Here is a 15,413-nt window from a genome sequence, read left to right on the forward strand (position 1 = left end):
TCACTCCTCTGTTTTAAATGTTAATACTTTGCCATTTTCAGCATGTAAGTATCCTCTTTGTGGTACTTGTAAATGTATGTACAAAGAAAATGCTAATTCAAGTTGATACTCTTTTTCTCCTTGCTGAAAGATGCCATAGAATTTTCCTAAATTATTTTCCTTTTGCTTTTCCACCAGCAAATAGTAACCATAAACCCCTTGCTTTCTTGTTTTAAAGAAAAATTGCCAAATTTGTTTAAAAATTAATGACAATAATAATCCAATCATAAGAACGACAACGAGATATCCCAAGTTTTCACCTGCTTTTTTATGTACTGAGGCCTTCTTCATTAACAACTACATCAATGCCAATACTAACTTTTAATGCCTCATTCGCTTTTTCCATTGTTTCTTCTTCTAAAATGCATACTTTTTCTTTTAAACGGGACTTATCCACCGTTCGAATCTGCTCTAATAAAATAACCGAATCTTTATCTAAACCTTTCGTCGTTTTCTCAATGCCGATATGTGTAGGTAGACTCGTTTTTTCCATTTTCGCGGTTACTGCAGCCACAATAACTGTTGGACTAAAATAATTACCCAAGTCATTGGAAATAACCAAAACAGGACGAATACCGCCTTGTTCTGACCCTACAACTGGAGATAAATCTGCGTAATAAATCTCTCCACGTTTTATCATAGACTTCATCCTTTTTCTACATATTCTCTTGGTACACGATTTGAAATTAAGCAAGCCACTTCATAATTATTTGTACCTTTATATGTAGCGATATCTTGCAAGGTGATTTCATTTGTTCCATCTTTTCCCACTAAGGTTACTTTTGTACCTTCTTTTACTTTTTCCGGCAAACGTACCATGATTTGGTCCATACATACACGTCCTACAACTTCACAGAATTCACCGTTAATCAGTACGTGAAATCCCTGTAGATCACGAGTAAACCCGTCGGCATAACCAATCGGTATGGTAGCAATCCATTCCTCAGTTTTTGTTTCATAAGTTTTACCGTAACCAATACCATAGCCTTTAGGTAATTTTTTTGTTTGAACAATCTCTGAAACTAGAGAGAGGGCTGGGACTAAAGGATAAGTAGAAGTAAGTGCTGTTCCGGAAGGATTTAACCCATACATTGCTATACCCAAACGAACCATATTCCCTATGTCCTGATGCCACATAGCAGTTGCGCTATTGGCCGTATGAACATACTTAGGTTGATAAGGTAATGTATTTAGTATCTCATTAAAATAACGGCTCTGAGCTTGAAAATATTGTACATCTTCTTGGTCAGCCGTAGCAAAATGCGTAAAAATACCTTCCCAATAAAAGTTCTGTTCTTTTTCAATAACTGCTAGTGCTTGTGTTGTTTCTTCTGCATTTAAAAAACCGATTCGACCCATGCCAGTGTCTATTTTAATATGTAAATGTAGTGTTAAAGAACTGTCCTTTAAGTATACAGCTGCTTCTTTCAACCACTCGATCTCTGCCACTGGTACAGATAAGTGATAAGCTGCAGCTAATGCTGCATCAGCCGGAGAAATAATCCCTAAAATAAGAATGGGCTGTGTGATCCCACTATGGCGTAATTCTATAGCTTCATCAAGTGTAGCAGTACAAAATCCTTGAGCGCCAGCTTTTAAAGCAACTTTCGCAACAGAAACCGCACCGTGTCCGTAACCATCTGCTTTAACTACAGCAAAGATTTCTTTTTCTGGATGACGTTGCTTTTCTTGTACGATATTTTGCCAAATAGCATTTAAGTCGATCACTGCTTTTGTTGGACGGTGATATGAAATAACCAAAATTCATTTCCTTCTTTCTACTACAATATATTTATGGTTTATAAGACCTGATGAACAGGTTCTTTTATCCAGCTCGTTGTTTAAGCTGTTATAATGAGGAGGCAATCGGGTATATCGACTTTCTTTCTTGGACTTAGCGTCCGTAATTTAGACTGATAACCCGCACCTCATTTGCAGCGTTCGTTTTATGCAGGTTGAACTGCTGTCCTACAGTACGTTCGTGTCACACCCCAGTAGATTGAATAGGCAATGAGTCAAACGGGTCTTTATCCATTGCAATTTTTTTAAAGGAGTGACGAATTTATGAATCGAAACGCTGTAGGTATTGACGTCGCTAAGGGTAAAAGCATGGTAGCTATTCTTCGCCCCTTTGGAGAAGTGGTTTCTTCCCCCTTTGAAGTTCACCACACCTCCGATGAGATCCGTTCTTTAATTGAACAGATTCAATCCGTTCCAGGAGAAACGCGTATCGTTCTGGAACATACAGGGCGTTATCATGAACCCCTCGTCCACGAGCTTTCCCAAGCCCACCTCTTTATCAGCCCCGTTAATCCTAAACTGATCAAAGATTTTCGAACCCCCTCTCTTCGTAAAGTAAAGTCAGACAAGACCGATGCATTAAAGATCGCCCGCTATGCTCTTGACAGTTGGCCAGAATTGAAACAGTATGGACCTATGAACGAAATACGGAATCAATTAAAAACCATGAACCGACAGTTTGACTTTTATATGAAGCATAAAACCGCTATGAAAAACAACTTGATTGGGGTCCTCGATCAAACCTATCCAGGAGCCAACGCCTACTTTAGTAGTCCTGCTCGCAATAACGGACACCAGAAGTGGGTAGATTTTGTCACGACTTACTGGCATGTGGACTGCGTTCGTCAAAAGACGCTCCCGGCTTTTATCGACCATTACCAAAATTGGTGTCAACGCAAGAAGTACAACTTCAATCCAACAAAAGCGAAAGAAATTTATGAAGGCGCTAAGAAGCTTGTTCCTGTACTTCCTAAAGACCCTTTGACTCACCAATTAGTAAAGCAGGCGGTCGAACAATTAAACACGGCTTCCATCACCGTAGAGGGACTCCGAACCTTGATGAATGAAACGGCAGCCAAGCTCCCAGAGTACACGATCGTCATGGCCATGAAAGGCGTCGGCCCTTCTCTCGGTCCTCAGTTGATGGCTGAAATCGGAGATGTGACACGATTTACTCATAAAAGCGCCATCACGGCATTTGCGGGCGTTGATCCAGGTGTGAATCAATCGGGAGCCTATGAACAAAAGGGAGTCCGTGCTTCTAAGAGAGGCTCTTCCACCTTACGTAAAACGTTGTTTCAAGTCATGGACGTATTGATCAAGACACAACCCCAAGAAGATGCCGTCTATCAATTTCTGGATAAAAAGCGAGCCCAAGGGAAGCCCTATTATGTTTACATGACGGCAGGGGCGAATAAGTTCCTTCGCATTTACTACGGAAGAGTCAAAGAATATTTAAATGCTCTTTCCCAGTAATTTTTTTCACATACCTCCTCTTTTCAAACCAGCAAAATCGATGGTTCTATTTGTGCTGCTTAATTTTCTGCACAAAACTTTTTGCCTAAAAGTCTAATTTCCTATTGACTTTTTATTTGCAGGCTAAGTTTCCAAAATAATTTGTGCCAAAGCTAAGTCATCAGTATGAGTAATGGAAACAAACGCTGTTCCCTCAAACGGTGAAGCAGTGACGACTGGCGCTCCAACCGCGTTGGATAAAACCTCCATTTCCTGAAAAGATATTTTTCCAATACCAGTACCCCAAGCTTTAGAAAATGCTTCTTTACAAGCATAACGTCCCCCTAAAAATTCAACTTGTCGTTTGGTGGATAGCTGTGAAAATAATTGTTGTTCATTTTCAGTCAAAATACGTTGAATCAACTTTGGTTTTTCTTTAATAATTGTTTTAATACGTGCTAATTCGACCACGTCTAGCCCAATACCATAAATCATCTCATTTTCCCTTTTCTTAGAATTTACACTTATTTTATCAAACTTTTTTGAAAAACTATATATATTTATATGAAAACAAAAAAATGATTGAGAAATTTAAATTTCTCAATCATTTTTCTTAACCCTTACCGTTTCGAATCACAAAATCTTGTTTCTTTTCGTTTCCACGTCGGCTTTTTTTAGGATAACTATTTTTGTTTCCTTGGTTTTTATTATTCTTTTTATAGTAATCATTATTATTTTTCCGCCGATTACCATTACTATTATTACGGTCGCGCGAGTAATTCTTCCGACGTCCTTTATTTGATTTACCCTTAGGTAACGGACGTTCTGGTGTGATTTTTACTGGCACTGATTCCGCAGGATCTTTAGCTAACGTCTTTAATAATAATGCTGCTAAATCTTGAGCTGAATAATGCTCCAACAATTCACTAGCATCTTTAGTGTATTTATCCAAGCCATTTTCGTTCATCTTTTCGTCAATTAATTCTACCGCTTGAGAAACTTGACCTTTGAACGCTTCTTTATCAGAAGGTGGACGCATAGATGTCATACGTTTTTTCGTTAAGTTTTCAATAACGTGCAAATAATTCATTTCATTGGGCGTTACAAAAGTCACTGACATCCCGCTTTTACCAGCGCGGCCAGTCCTTCCAATACGGTGCACATAACTTTCTGGGTCTTGAGGAATGTCATAATTATACACGTGAGTGACCCCAGAAATGTCTAAGCCTCTTGCGGCTACATCAGTTGCAACTAAAATATCCAAACGACCCTTTTTAAAGGATTGTAAAATATTCATCCGTTTTTGTTGAGAAAGATCTCCATGGATCCCTTCTGCTTTATAACCACGGGCTTCCAGTCCACGTGCGATTTCGTCAACACGGCGTTTGGTGCGGGCAAAAATAAGTGTTAGTTCTGGCAATTGAACGTCAAAAAGACGCGTCATAATATCGAATTTCTCATAATCTTTTGCCTTTACATAATATTGGTCAATGGAATCGGCTGTCATTTCTTTAGCTTTGATTCGAACATGATGGGGATCTTTCATGAATTTTACGCCAATACTTTTAATTTCTTTAGGCATTGTAGCTGAAAATAACAATGTTTGACGTTGTTCAGGGACTTGGGCAATAATTTTTTCAATATCTTCCAAAAAGCCCATATTCAACATTTCATCTGCTTCATCTAGAACCAACGTTTCAACTGTAGAAAGTTTTAATGTACGACGATTGATATGATCAAGCATCCGTCCGGGCGTTCCTACAACAATTTGTGGATTATCTTTTAATTGACGAATTTGTCTGCCAATATCTGCTCCACCATAAACCGCTTGTACCCGAATTTTCTTCTCTTTTCCTAAACGAAATAGCTCTTCTTGGGTTTGAATTGCCAATTCCCGTGTAGGTGCAATGACCAAGCCTTGAATTTGTTTCTTTTTACCATCTATCTTGTCTAACATAGGCAAGCCAAAGGCAGCTGTTTTCCCCGTACCTGTTTGCGCTTGGCCAATGACATCTTTTCCTTCCATCGCTAATGGAATTGTTTCTGCTTGTATCGGCGTTGCTTCTTCAAAACCGATTTTTGTCACAGCATCCAATAATTCTTGTGACAAATTTAATTCTTTAAACTTCAAATAAATCCTCCTCTTTAAAAAACATGAAAAAGATTACTTTTTCCTTTTCACTTTTGTGAAGCGTCTGCTTTTTTCTGTGATCACTTAAAACCTGTCCCCAAATAAGGTTTAAAGCATCGTTTCTACCGAAAAACCGCTTCTTGAAGGCATTAGAAAAGGCTAGGACAAAACATACTCTTTTTTTGTCTTAGCCTCATTTGAATTTATTCTGACGAATTTTACTATTTTTAACCTATAAAAGGTAGCGTTGTTTATCAGTTATTTCAATATATACTTCATCTTTCGGCACGTCCATTAGTATAGCATAATTTGAAACTTTCAGCAAGTTTGCAAGCTTCATTTCACTTTTCTTGTAAAGCCGTGATAACTTCTGCCAATCCCATACCATTACTCCCTTTTAAAAGCACCGAGTCTTGCGCTTGAATATCTCTTTTGATAGCTTCTATCATTTCTTTTTTTCTATCCTCAGTAAAATAAAAAACATCTTTATTGCTATCTTTTAATACCTGATATAAAGCCTCCATGTCAGAACCGTATAGATAAACTTCGGCCAAGGAATCACCAATATGTTTTGCCATTTGGCGATGCATTTGTTTAGAATCTTTTCCTAATTCAAGCATATCTGCCAATACAGCAATCTTTCTGCCTGGCAATGTTAATTCAGCAAAGCTATCTAACACTAACCCCATCGCTGTGGGATTTGCATTATATACATCGCTTAGGATATCCGCTCCGTTAGCGGCTTTACTCCATTGCGTACGATCTTTGGTTAAATGAAAATTCTTTAGACCCGCTGCGATTTCTTCATTACTTAGGCCAAAATAATGGCCAAAACTATAAGCAACCAAGGCATTTTTGACATTATAGCTTCCAATAACAGGAATCAAAAAGTTTTTTCCATCAATGGAAAACTCTGTACTTTGTTTTGTAGTATTTAATACCTCAGCTTGAACCATCCCTTCTTTTAAACCAAAAGTTACTACTTTTTGATTTAAAGGACGAATAAGTGGAGATAATAGAGGTTCATCTACAGGAATAAACAATACACCGTCTTTCTTTAAACCAGCAGCAATTTCCATTTTGCCTTTTGCAATACCTTCTCGTGAGCCCAAGCTTTCAATATGAGCCTCACCGATTAAAGTAATCGCTGCTGCATCTGGCTGGCCTATCTGAGAAAGAAGTGTTAAATCACCTGCGTGATCCATTCCCATTTCCAAGACTAAAATCTCTGTTGTTTCAGGCATGTGTAAAATCGTATAAGGCAAACCCAATTCGTTATTATAATTTCCTTGTGTTTTATACGTTTGATACTTTTGCGCCAAAACTGCTTCTGTCATATCTTTAGTCGTTGTTTTGCCGTTACTTCCTGTGATCGCCAGAACTTTAGGCGCAAGTTTTTGTCGATAGTAACTAGCTAATTTTTGGAAAGCTTTTTTGGTATCTGACACAAAAAATACAAATAAACCTGCTGGTGCTTCAGATACATCTTCACTCCAAAGTGTAGCAATCGCGCCACTTTCTTGGGCATAGGCAGCAAACTCATGGCCATCTCGTGTTCCCTTTAAAGGAACAAAGAGATCTCCTGTGGTTATTTTTCTACTATCAAATTCAACATTTGTAATCTTTTGTTCGCTAGTTTGAGAGCTTCCCAAGACTTCTGCAATTTCTTTAATCGTTAGATCCATATGTTCTCCTTAATATAATTGTTATTCGTAGTTCTTTACTTTGTCTTGTTCATCTTGATATCACTAAACGGTATTAATTAAAATCATTTTTAATCAAGCTAAAAATTTCAATCGATAGATAAAAAAGCAATACAAAAACAAGGCACTACAAAATTGTTACTTGTGTGCCTTGTTTTACATTTATTCATCTACATCGACATGTAATTTTTTCTTTTGATTGTACTGATTCAAACCAAGCTGAATCAACTCTTCAATCAAATCCCCATAAGGCAACCCTGTTTTTTCCCACAAAGAAGGATACATACTAAATTGTGTAAAACCAGGCATAGTGTTTAATTCATTTAAGAACAGTTCATTTTTACTAGTCAAAAAGAAGTCACAGCGACTTAATCCACTGCCTCCTAAAGTTGTATATGCTCTTTTGGCATATTGACGTGCTTTTTCTTGAACCTCTTCAGGAATTTTTGCCGGAATCTGCATTTTTATATTGTTATCAATATATTTAGAATTATAATCATAAAACGCCACATCTTTAACAATTTCACCTGGTAATGTTGTTCGTACATCTTCATTACCCAAGATAGCCACTTCAATCTCACGTGCTTCTATACTTTGCTCAATCACTACACGTGAATCATAACGGTAAGCTTCAATCAAAGCTTCTTGCAGTTCTTCTCGATTATGAGCTTCTGATATCCCAACACTAGAACCCATATTAGCTGGTTTAACAAACATTGGATAAAGCAATGTTCCTTCACATTGCTCAAAAACTTTTTTAGGATTTTCTTTCCACTGATTTTTCAACACAGGAACATAAGGTACCTGCGGAATATCTACTGCATGTAAAATATATTTGGTTGTGATTTTATCCATACTGCTTGCGCTAGTCATGACTCCTGCGCCAACATAAGGCATATCAATTGTTTCAAGGAAGCCTTGAATCGTCCCGTCTTCACCATTTGGTCCATGAAGAATAGGCAGTACAATAGCATTATCTTCTTTAATTTGACAAGCTTGGATAACTTGAGCAGTGTCTCCCTCGTTTTGCCAATGAAGATGGAGTACTTCTTCTGACTCTGGCTTTTCGTTAAGCAACGGACCTTTGACCCATTGACCATCTTTTGTGATATAAACTAATTGGACTTGGTAATAGTTATAATAAACTGCATTGAGTACAGAAAAAGCTGAAAGGATCGACACGTCGTGTTCTGCACTTTGTCCTCCGTATAATAAAATAATTCTCAAGGCTTTTCCTCCTGTATTTGAGTATCACTTTTAAGTTATTTCTTATATATTTTAGCACAAAATGTAGAAAGCGAACATATTTTTTTCATATCCTCTTTTTACCGACTCAGTTCTTTTTTTAAGGCTTCATCCAACACCGCAAAAAAATGTTCACGGTCTTTTTGTGTAAAAGCTTTGGGTCCTTTAGTTTTTTTGCCTGCCTTACGCATCTGGGCACTCATATATCGTTTATTTAATAAAATATCGATCGTTTCTTTTTTATATTCTTCGCCAGAATGATGAAATACACGAGCGCCTTTAGGCAGTGCTAAAGAAGCCAAACCATAGTCTTGTGTGATCACAATATCATTAGGTTCTACCAATTTAATAATCTCATAGTCCGCCCGATCTGCGCCTTTGTCGACATAAACAAAATGAACAAAGGGAGGTTCTTCCTTATTCGTATAATGATCTATGCTTGTCACGATCAAAACAGTTAATTGAAACTTTTCCCCTAAGTAAATGACTTCTTCTTTCACAGGAGAACCGTCTCCATCAATAATCAGTCGCATTACTAGTGCATCCTTTACTTTCTTTTTTATAACTTTTAATACTACGGTTGGCTACTAAGTACATCTGTAATGCTGTATTCTCCATCACTTTCATGATCTTCTACCTGATCCTTAGCCTCAAGATCGTTGAAATGCCACCATTCAGAAGCTAGTGGTGTCATACCTGCATTGACAAAGTAGTCTTGTAGTGACAGCGCTGCTTGATTCATTTCAGAACGTAGCTCTGCCTCTTTCCAAGCATCAGGATCCAATGCCGTGACTGGAGCTGTAAAAACAGCAGAAGCCACACTAAGTTCATGCATAGGCGAAGGCATATCATATTCGGTATAACCTTTCACTACATCTACAGAATAATCACCATAAAATTCAGTTTCTTGTTCATCAATCTGTGCTAAACTGACGTCAATAGCATAGCCTTTTTGATGGTTAGATACATCGTCATGAATAAACCAGAACATTTCCCACGGTGCAGTATCAGCTCCAGCTTTTACTGTTGAATTTTCATCCGCTAATTCTGTCAGTTGATCATATACCTTTTTCTGTGCATTATGCGGGCGATAAGTTTCGTAAATAAGTAAACTTTCATCGTTTTCTAAAGCTTGAGATTGAGCATCGTTTATTTTTTTAGCAGTTGTATATAAAACAGGTATGACAAATTCTTCTTTTTGCAATCTTTCATTATCAGCTTTACCATCATATAAAGAAGTATTCGTAACCTCAGGAATGTCTATACCTGAAGACCGATATAAAGACGAATAAGTATTAGTATTATTATAAACCGCTGAAGGCACCACGTCAGGTAAATTGATAAAAGCGTACTGATGTTGTACCCATCCTTTTGCTTCATCGCTTTCAACTTCCCACCAGTCTCCTTCTTCTTGTAAGATACGAAAAGCTGTCCCAGGTGTAAGTGTTTCTTGTGTTTTGGCATCATCGTCTGCTTCACTCTTTACATCTAAATCAATTGGAGCAAACCCTGAAGCGTTTTTGACAGGAAGTTCAAACTCGCCCTCATAAGGATTTTCTTCTTGCTGAGCAGGTTCTTCACTCGAAGACTCTTGGGAAGTGTCTGTCGTGGAACTTGCTTCTTCTGAGGAATTATTAGCAAATGTGGAAGTTTCGGTTTGATCTGTCGAAGGATTAACTACATTATTAAAAATAAGAAAACTAATAGCTGCAGCCACCATGATAACTAGCATTAATCCTAAGATGATTTTTTTATTTCTTTTCAATTTCTAATACCTCCTCAAAAGATATAATATCTTAATACGTATAAAATCAGAAGATGACCTGGATAGATAATATAAAAGCTCCACTTCATTAGAAAAGACTTTTTCCCTAACGTCCCGTCATACATTGTAAAAAGCGGAAGTGTCAATAAGATTCCTAAACGAAAAATAGAATTAGGATCAAGGATTGAAAAATCTGGTAAAACATAAAAGAGTATGCCAACCAAAATAAAGCTTGTCATTTGTAAAGAAAAATTATTTCTAAAAAGGCCAAAAGCTAAAATCCATAACACACTAATATAATTCCAGTCCGCTGTCCATGACATTAAACAACAAAGCAAAATAAAAAAGACCTTCAATCCCAGAGGCATTACCTTTGATTGACTAATTGATAATGCTAAAAAGCCAGCGAACAAGCCCCAAATAATACTTGTTGTCTGAAAAGAGGTCAAATTGAAATATAAAATATAAGGATAATGAGAAATTAAGGCAAAAATAAATAATCTTTTTAGATATTTTTTCTTATTTGACGTATGAAAGTAACCTTCTGAAATTAAATAACACATAATAGGCGCTGCAAGTCTGCCAATCATACGCAAAATAACATAGAACAATGTGTCACTGGGCACTAACCAAAATGTAGTATGGTCGACGATCATGGCCATTACGGCTATAATCTTTAATGCATTCGCATTTTACGAAGGCTTGTAGGTAATTTCCAAAGAGACACCCTTTCTTTTTCCATGATGAACTTGCTAGTACAATTATTTTATTGTTCAAAAAATCTACTTTTTACATATTCACAAAAATAAGGTGACAAAGTCGTCCAACAATACCTATTTTTGAATATAGTATCATATGAATGCTTTTTCTTAATATTAAATGTTTTTTTCAAAAGATTAAATTTATGACAATCTTTCTATAAATTATGAGTTCAGGAAAAAATTACCTTCCTTGTAGTACCAACCTTATTCAAGTCTTTAAATTATTTCAGCAATAAATTGCAGACGTTTTTAAGCATAAAAAAAGACCGTTGTTACAGCTTAGATAGCTAAACAACAGTCTTTTACAGTACTTATTTAGTAGGAAATGTCTTTCCACAAAAACATTTACCCGGCATCCTGCAATCCGGCAGGTGAGCGTATACTCTTATGCCGCTGTTTGAGGTACCGACAAATGTCGGCTTCTCGGCTCATCGCATAATACATTTTACCATAAAAAACGACAAATCACCAATTAATTTCCTAAAAACGTATCAATTTTTGTATTGATAAGATCAATAGCCACGTGGTTCTGGCCACCTTCTGGTACCACGACATCAGCATAGCGTTTCGTTGGCTCAATAAACTGATGATACATCGGTTTAACGACAGTTAAATACTGGTTGATCACCGAATCCAGTGTTCGTCCTCTTTCTTCTATATCGCGTTTAATGCGTCGAATAATTCGAATATCATCATCAGTATCCACATAAACCTTGATATCCATCATATTACGCAAACGTTCATCTGCTAAAATCAAAATCCCTTCTAAAATAATAACTTCTTTTGGCTCTTGAATTTCAACTTGCTCACTGCGCGTATGTGCTACGTAATCATAAACCGGTTTTTCCACTGCTTCGTAATTCAATAACTTATGTAAGTGCTCAATGAATAAATCTGTATCAAACGCAAATGGATGATCGTAATTGGTCTTTAACCTTTCTTCAAAAGGAAGGTCACTCTGATCCTTGTAGTAAGAATCATGTTCAAGCATCATAATTGAATGGTTTGGAAAATGATTTAAAATCGCATGACTAACGCTTGTTTTCCCGCTACCAGAGCCACCTGTAACGCCAATAATAATCGGTTTATGTTCTGTCATCATGCTGCCTTCTTTCGTTTCTTTTTATAAAATCTATAAGAATTCGCTATTCTTGTAATTTAAACCGTTGACCCAAACTGTACCCTTGTATCTTTACTAAAGAATATCGTACGCTAATTGTGAAATCACGTCAATAAACACTCTCTAAGTCTTCAAACATGGAAAGCCAAATCGCTTTTACTTTCCATATTTAATAATAAATCGTTTGAAATTACAATACTAATCAATTATTTGACTTATTTAGAATTTTCTTTTAAAGTAATAACATAAGTAAATAGAGTTTCTCACTACACACAGCGTTAAGACCTGGTGGAGAAAGTTATGAAAGATTGTCTGAGGGGTAGCTGTGTATTCAGTTGCCCCTTTTTATATAACTTATCGATCATGTATTATCATCTCAGTATTTGAGTAACCAATATTTGCTTGAAAAATATTGTTTAACACAAAATTTAGGAGGAAAAATAAGTTATGGCAGTTGCATTAGAAGTAGAAAAAAGAGCTGTACGTCCACGTTCAATCAGAAATAAATTGCGTCATGAAGGCAGAATACCTGCAATCGTTAATGGTTATCAAATCGAAAGTACACCAATTTCTGTTAATGCGCAAGAACTAGATAGAGTATTGCGTGAAAATGGACTAAACTCAGTTATTACAATGAATATCGATGGTAAAAAAGTGAATACTTTAGTTCAAGACTATTCAGCAGATACATTTACTCAAGATCTTATCCATGTTGAATTCCTATCTGTAAACATGACAGAAGAACAAGAAGTTGAAGCAGAAATCAACCTTGTCGGCGAAGCTAGCGGAGTAAAAGCTGGTGGTGTTCTTACTCAAACATTATACAGTGCTAATGTTTCAGCTACACCAGACAAACTACCTGAAAACATCGAAGTAGATATTTCTAATCTAGAAATCGGTGATTCTATTAATATCAGTGATATTCCGGTCGCAAAAGATTATACGATTGTTAATGATCCGGAAGAACAAATAGCTTCGATTAACGAACCAGAAGTTGAAGAAGAACCAGAAGAAGAAACGGAAAAAGCTGAACCAGAAGTTATCGGTGAAAGCGACGAAGATTCTGAAGAATAAAAATAATAAAGCTCTTGAAATCTAATATTGATTTCAAGAGCTTTTTACTTTAATTATTATAAATTATCAAATTCAGATTGTTCGACATCTTTTAAACTAAGAATCCAAGCATTCATTTCGTCTTCGTCATTTAACACATCTACATTTTCATCTGCTTTTTCATTGATAGAAGAAACCGTTCCTGATAAAGGGCTAGTAAGAGCGCTTGTTGCTTTTTCTGCTTCAATTTCAACCAAGGTATCACCTTTTGCATAGTTTTGGCCTGCTTTAGGAAAAGTAGCAAATGTAATATTTCCTAGTTCATCTTGCGCTTCATTTGTCAAACCTATAACGTATTCTTTTCCGTTAAACAGCACCCACAAATTATCAACTTTTTTTAGACATTGCTTTTCCATAATGTAAATACTCCTTCATAATCATTCTCATTAAATCCGATCGCTAAGAAATGGTTATCTTTTACTAAAATCGGACGCTTGATCAGCATACCGTCTGTTGACAGCACCTGGCAAGCTTCTTCAAGTGTATACCCATCTATCTTATCTTTCAAGCCTAAAGCCCGGTATTTTTGCCCACTTGTATTAAAAAATTGACGAAGGGACAAACCGCTTTCTCTCATCCACTTCTCTAGTTGTTCTTTAGAGGGGACTTCTTTAATCATATCCACAAATGTAACTTCTTTACCTTGTGCTTCTAACCATTTTTTTGCATTTTTACAACGACTACATTTAGGATACCCATACAACGTTAACAATAGTTAACCTCCTGCTTTCTTAAGCTTCATTTGTTGCCTGATAACGCATCGCTAAAATCAAGCCTACACCTACCATATTGCTCAAAAGTGCAGAGCCCCCTTGACTGATAAATGGAAGCGGAATCCCCGTTAAAGGCAATAGTCCAATATTTGCTCCAATATTTTCAAACACATGGAATAAAATCATCATAATAATTCCGGTTGCCAGATAAGAATAAAATTCATTATTTGTATCAAAGCAAACACGAATCATTCGATAGATTAAAATAAAATACAATAAGACAACAAACGCGCTTCCGATAAAGCCAAAATTTTCTCCAATAACAGAAAAGATCATATCAGATTCACGCACTTGCACAGCGATTTCACTAGTATTAAATCCTTTACCAAATAAACCACCCGAACCAATCGCCATCATGGCAGAAGCTACTTGCATAGAGTCTCCTTGAACATCATGAAACGGATCTAGCCAAGAATCTATTCGCGCAAATTGGTATTGAGAAAACAAACCAATATCAGACAGAAATTCTCGACCCCCGTCACTTACTACAAGGGCAATCGTACCTACACTGATCACTAAAAAGACTACAATTACAGGTATGATAATCCGCCATGAAATACCAGACATCAAAAATATACCGCCAAAAATAGCTAGAAAGACTAACATTGAGCCAAAATCATCTTGTAACATAATTAAAAATAATACAGGAGCTACAACTGCTAGCATTTTTCCGATCAATATACCGTCTGATTTTAAAGTACGTTGTTGATAGGAAGCATTATGTTTAGTAACCACCATTGCTAACATCAAAATCATAGCAATTTTCATCAATTCAGCCGGCTGTACTGTAATAGGACCTAGACTAAACCAGTTTTTAGACCCTGTGGCTCTTTGCATGTCTTCATCATAAAATTGCACCAATAATGCCATGACAGCTAAACCCGCTGCATACGCATATTTAGTTATTGTCCAAAGCTGTCTAGGCTTGATATGCATAATAATTATTACTGCAATTACTCCTACAGCATACCAAAGCAACTGTTGAAATACGTCATTCCAAGGATTGCTATTTGATATCGGATCGTGGTAGGAAGCAACATATAAAGAAGCTAAGCCAACCAAACATAATAAAAATACTGGTAGAATTACGCCATAATCGATTTTATTGTCATTTTTAAAAAGGTTCCTTTTTTCCATCTGCTCTCTCTTTTCATAAAAATTACTTTCTTCATTATAGAGGTAAACAGTGATAAAAGAAAGCTTTGTACCCAGACATTCAAAAAAAGTTTAGAATTTATTTTAAAGATGACTTTTCACTTTTATTAAAAATAAAAAAGCATTTAGCACTTTTTTGGTACAAAAAAAGCGATAAACGCTGATATAACAGTGTCTATCGCATAATTTAAATGCCAGCAACAGGACTTGAACCTGCGACCTACGCGTTACGAGTGCGTTGCTCTACCAACTGAGCTAAGCTGGCAAAATACATATGAAATTATAAGGAATTTTTTACTGTTTGTAAAGCTAATTTTTTAAAATTATGTTATCTGAAAATTTCCAAAAATTAT

Annotated in this window: 16 protein-coding genes and 1 tRNA gene; 2 read left to right on the plus strand and 15 right to left on the minus strand. The window is 36.4% G+C overall.

Annotated features, from left to right (window positions below; all coding sequences use genetic code 11):
• The 3 genes from C7K42_RS07440 to alr are packed head-to-tail and all read right to left on the minus strand — an operon-like array spanning window position 1 to window position 1,800.
• On the minus strand, window positions 1-291 hold the full coding sequence (locus C7K42_RS07440; protein ID WP_061841207.1) for a hypothetical protein: 291 nt from the start codon (window positions 289-291) through the stop codon (window positions 1-3).
• A 16-nt stretch (window positions 292-307) separates the two neighbouring features.
• Complete coding sequence (locus C7K42_RS07445) at window positions 308-679, minus strand: type II toxin-antitoxin system PemK/MazF family toxin (RefSeq protein ID WP_041591743.1); 372 nt, start codon at window positions 677-679, stop codon at window positions 308-310.
• A gap of 5 nt (window positions 680-684) precedes the next feature.
• The gene (alr, locus tag C7K42_RS07450; protein WP_103092128.1) at window positions 685-1,800 is read right to left on the minus strand and encodes an alanine racemase; all 1,116 of its coding nucleotides are present in this window, start codon (window positions 1,798-1,800) and stop codon (window positions 685-687) included.
• 303 nt (window positions 1,801-2,103) lie between these two features.
• On the opposite strand from alr, the gene C7K42_RS07455 reads away from it, so the two are divergent.
• Entirely contained in the window at window positions 2,104-3,315 is a 1,212-nt protein-coding gene (locus C7K42_RS07455) for an IS110 family RNA-guided transposase (protein WP_103092127.1), read from the plus strand.
• 123 nt (window positions 3,316-3,438) lie between these two features.
• Here the strand turns inward: C7K42_RS07455 and acpS are convergent, their stop codons facing one another.
• From acpS to udk, 8 genes are all read right to left on the minus strand, one after another.
• The gene (gene acpS, locus C7K42_RS07460) at window positions 3,439-3,789 is read right to left on the minus strand and encodes a holo-ACP synthase (protein ID WP_103092126.1); all 351 of its coding nucleotides are present in this window, start codon (window positions 3,787-3,789) and stop codon (window positions 3,439-3,441) included.
• A gap of 118 nt (window positions 3,790-3,907) precedes the next feature.
• The gene (gene cshA / locus C7K42_RS07465) at window positions 3,908-5,425 is read right to left on the minus strand and encodes a degradosome RNA helicase CshA (RefSeq protein ID WP_170157603.1); all 1,518 of its coding nucleotides are present in this window, start codon (window positions 5,423-5,425) and stop codon (window positions 3,908-3,910) included.
• 341 nt (window positions 5,426-5,766) lie between these two features.
• Entirely contained in the window at window positions 5,767-7,110 is a 1,344-nt protein-coding gene (locus C7K42_RS07470) for a UDP-N-acetylmuramoyl-tripeptide--D-alanyl-D-alanine ligase (RefSeq protein WP_103091840.1), read from the minus strand.
• 180 nt (window positions 7,111-7,290) lie between these two features.
• Entirely contained in the window at window positions 7,291-8,355 is a 1,065-nt protein-coding gene (locus tag C7K42_RS07475) for a D-alanine--D-alanine ligase (protein ID WP_014123574.1), read from the minus strand.
• A gap of 98 nt (window positions 8,356-8,453) precedes the next feature.
• On the minus strand, window positions 8,454-8,906 hold the full coding sequence (locus C7K42_RS07480) for a YaiI/YqxD family protein (protein WP_014123573.1): 453 nt from the start codon (window positions 8,904-8,906) through the stop codon (window positions 8,454-8,456).
• Window positions 8,907-8,947: 41 nt separating this feature from the next.
• On the minus strand, window positions 8,948-10,138 hold the full coding sequence (locus C7K42_RS07485) for an SH3 domain-containing protein (RefSeq protein WP_094244029.1): 1,191 nt from the start codon (window positions 10,136-10,138) through the stop codon (window positions 8,948-8,950).
• A 14-nt stretch (window positions 10,139-10,152) separates the two neighbouring features.
• Entirely contained in the window at window positions 10,153-10,812 is a 660-nt protein-coding gene (locus C7K42_RS07490; protein WP_256729016.1) for a TraX family protein, read from the minus strand.
• Window positions 10,813-11,371: 559 nt separating this feature from the next.
• Window positions 11,372-11,998, minus strand: coding sequence for a uridine kinase (gene udk / locus C7K42_RS07495; protein WP_041591738.1), 627 nt, complete (start codon window positions 11,996-11,998; stop codon window positions 11,372-11,374).
• A 468-nt stretch (window positions 11,999-12,466) separates the two neighbouring features.
• Here udk and C7K42_RS07500 point away from each other — a divergent pair, with 468 nt between their 5' ends.
• A complete protein-coding gene (locus C7K42_RS07500) occupies window positions 12,467-13,093 on the plus strand; it encodes a 50S ribosomal protein L25/general stress protein Ctc (RefSeq protein WP_103099784.1) in 627 nt (208 codons plus the stop codon).
• A gap of 56 nt (window positions 13,094-13,149) precedes the next feature.
• On the opposite strand, the gene C7K42_RS07505 is transcribed toward C7K42_RS07500, so the two are convergent.
• The 4 genes from C7K42_RS07505 to C7K42_RS07520 all read right to left on the minus strand — a co-directional run bounded on the left by C7K42_RS07505 (window position 13,150) and on the right by C7K42_RS07520 (window position 15,325).
• Window positions 13,150-13,488: a glycine cleavage system H family protein gene (locus tag C7K42_RS07505; protein WP_103099783.1), complete on the minus strand. Its 339-nt coding sequence runs from the start codon at window positions 13,486-13,488 to the stop codon at window positions 13,150-13,152.
• Window positions 13,470-13,844, minus strand: coding sequence for an arsenate reductase family protein (locus C7K42_RS07510; RefSeq protein WP_103099782.1), 375 nt, complete (start codon window positions 13,842-13,844; stop codon window positions 13,470-13,472). The genes C7K42_RS07505 and C7K42_RS07510 overlap by 19 nt, the downstream gene beginning before the upstream one ends.
• Window positions 13,845-13,863: 19 nt before the next feature.
• Window positions 13,864-15,042 carry an FtsW/RodA/SpoVE family cell cycle protein gene (locus tag C7K42_RS07515; protein WP_103083498.1) on the minus strand — a complete coding sequence of 393 codons (1,179 nt, stop codon included), beginning with the start codon at window positions 15,040-15,042 and terminating at the stop codon, window positions 13,864-13,866.
• 210 nt (window positions 15,043-15,252) lie between these two features.
• Window positions 15,253-15,325, minus strand: a tRNA-Thr gene (locus tag C7K42_RS07520).
• Between the last annotated feature and the right edge of the window lie 88 nt (window positions 15,326-15,413).

The organism is Tetragenococcus halophilus subsp. halophilus DSM 20339, from assembly GCF_003841405.1.
Taxonomy (GTDB): Bacteria; Bacillota; Bacilli; order Lactobacillales; family Enterococcaceae; genus Tetragenococcus; species Tetragenococcus halophilus.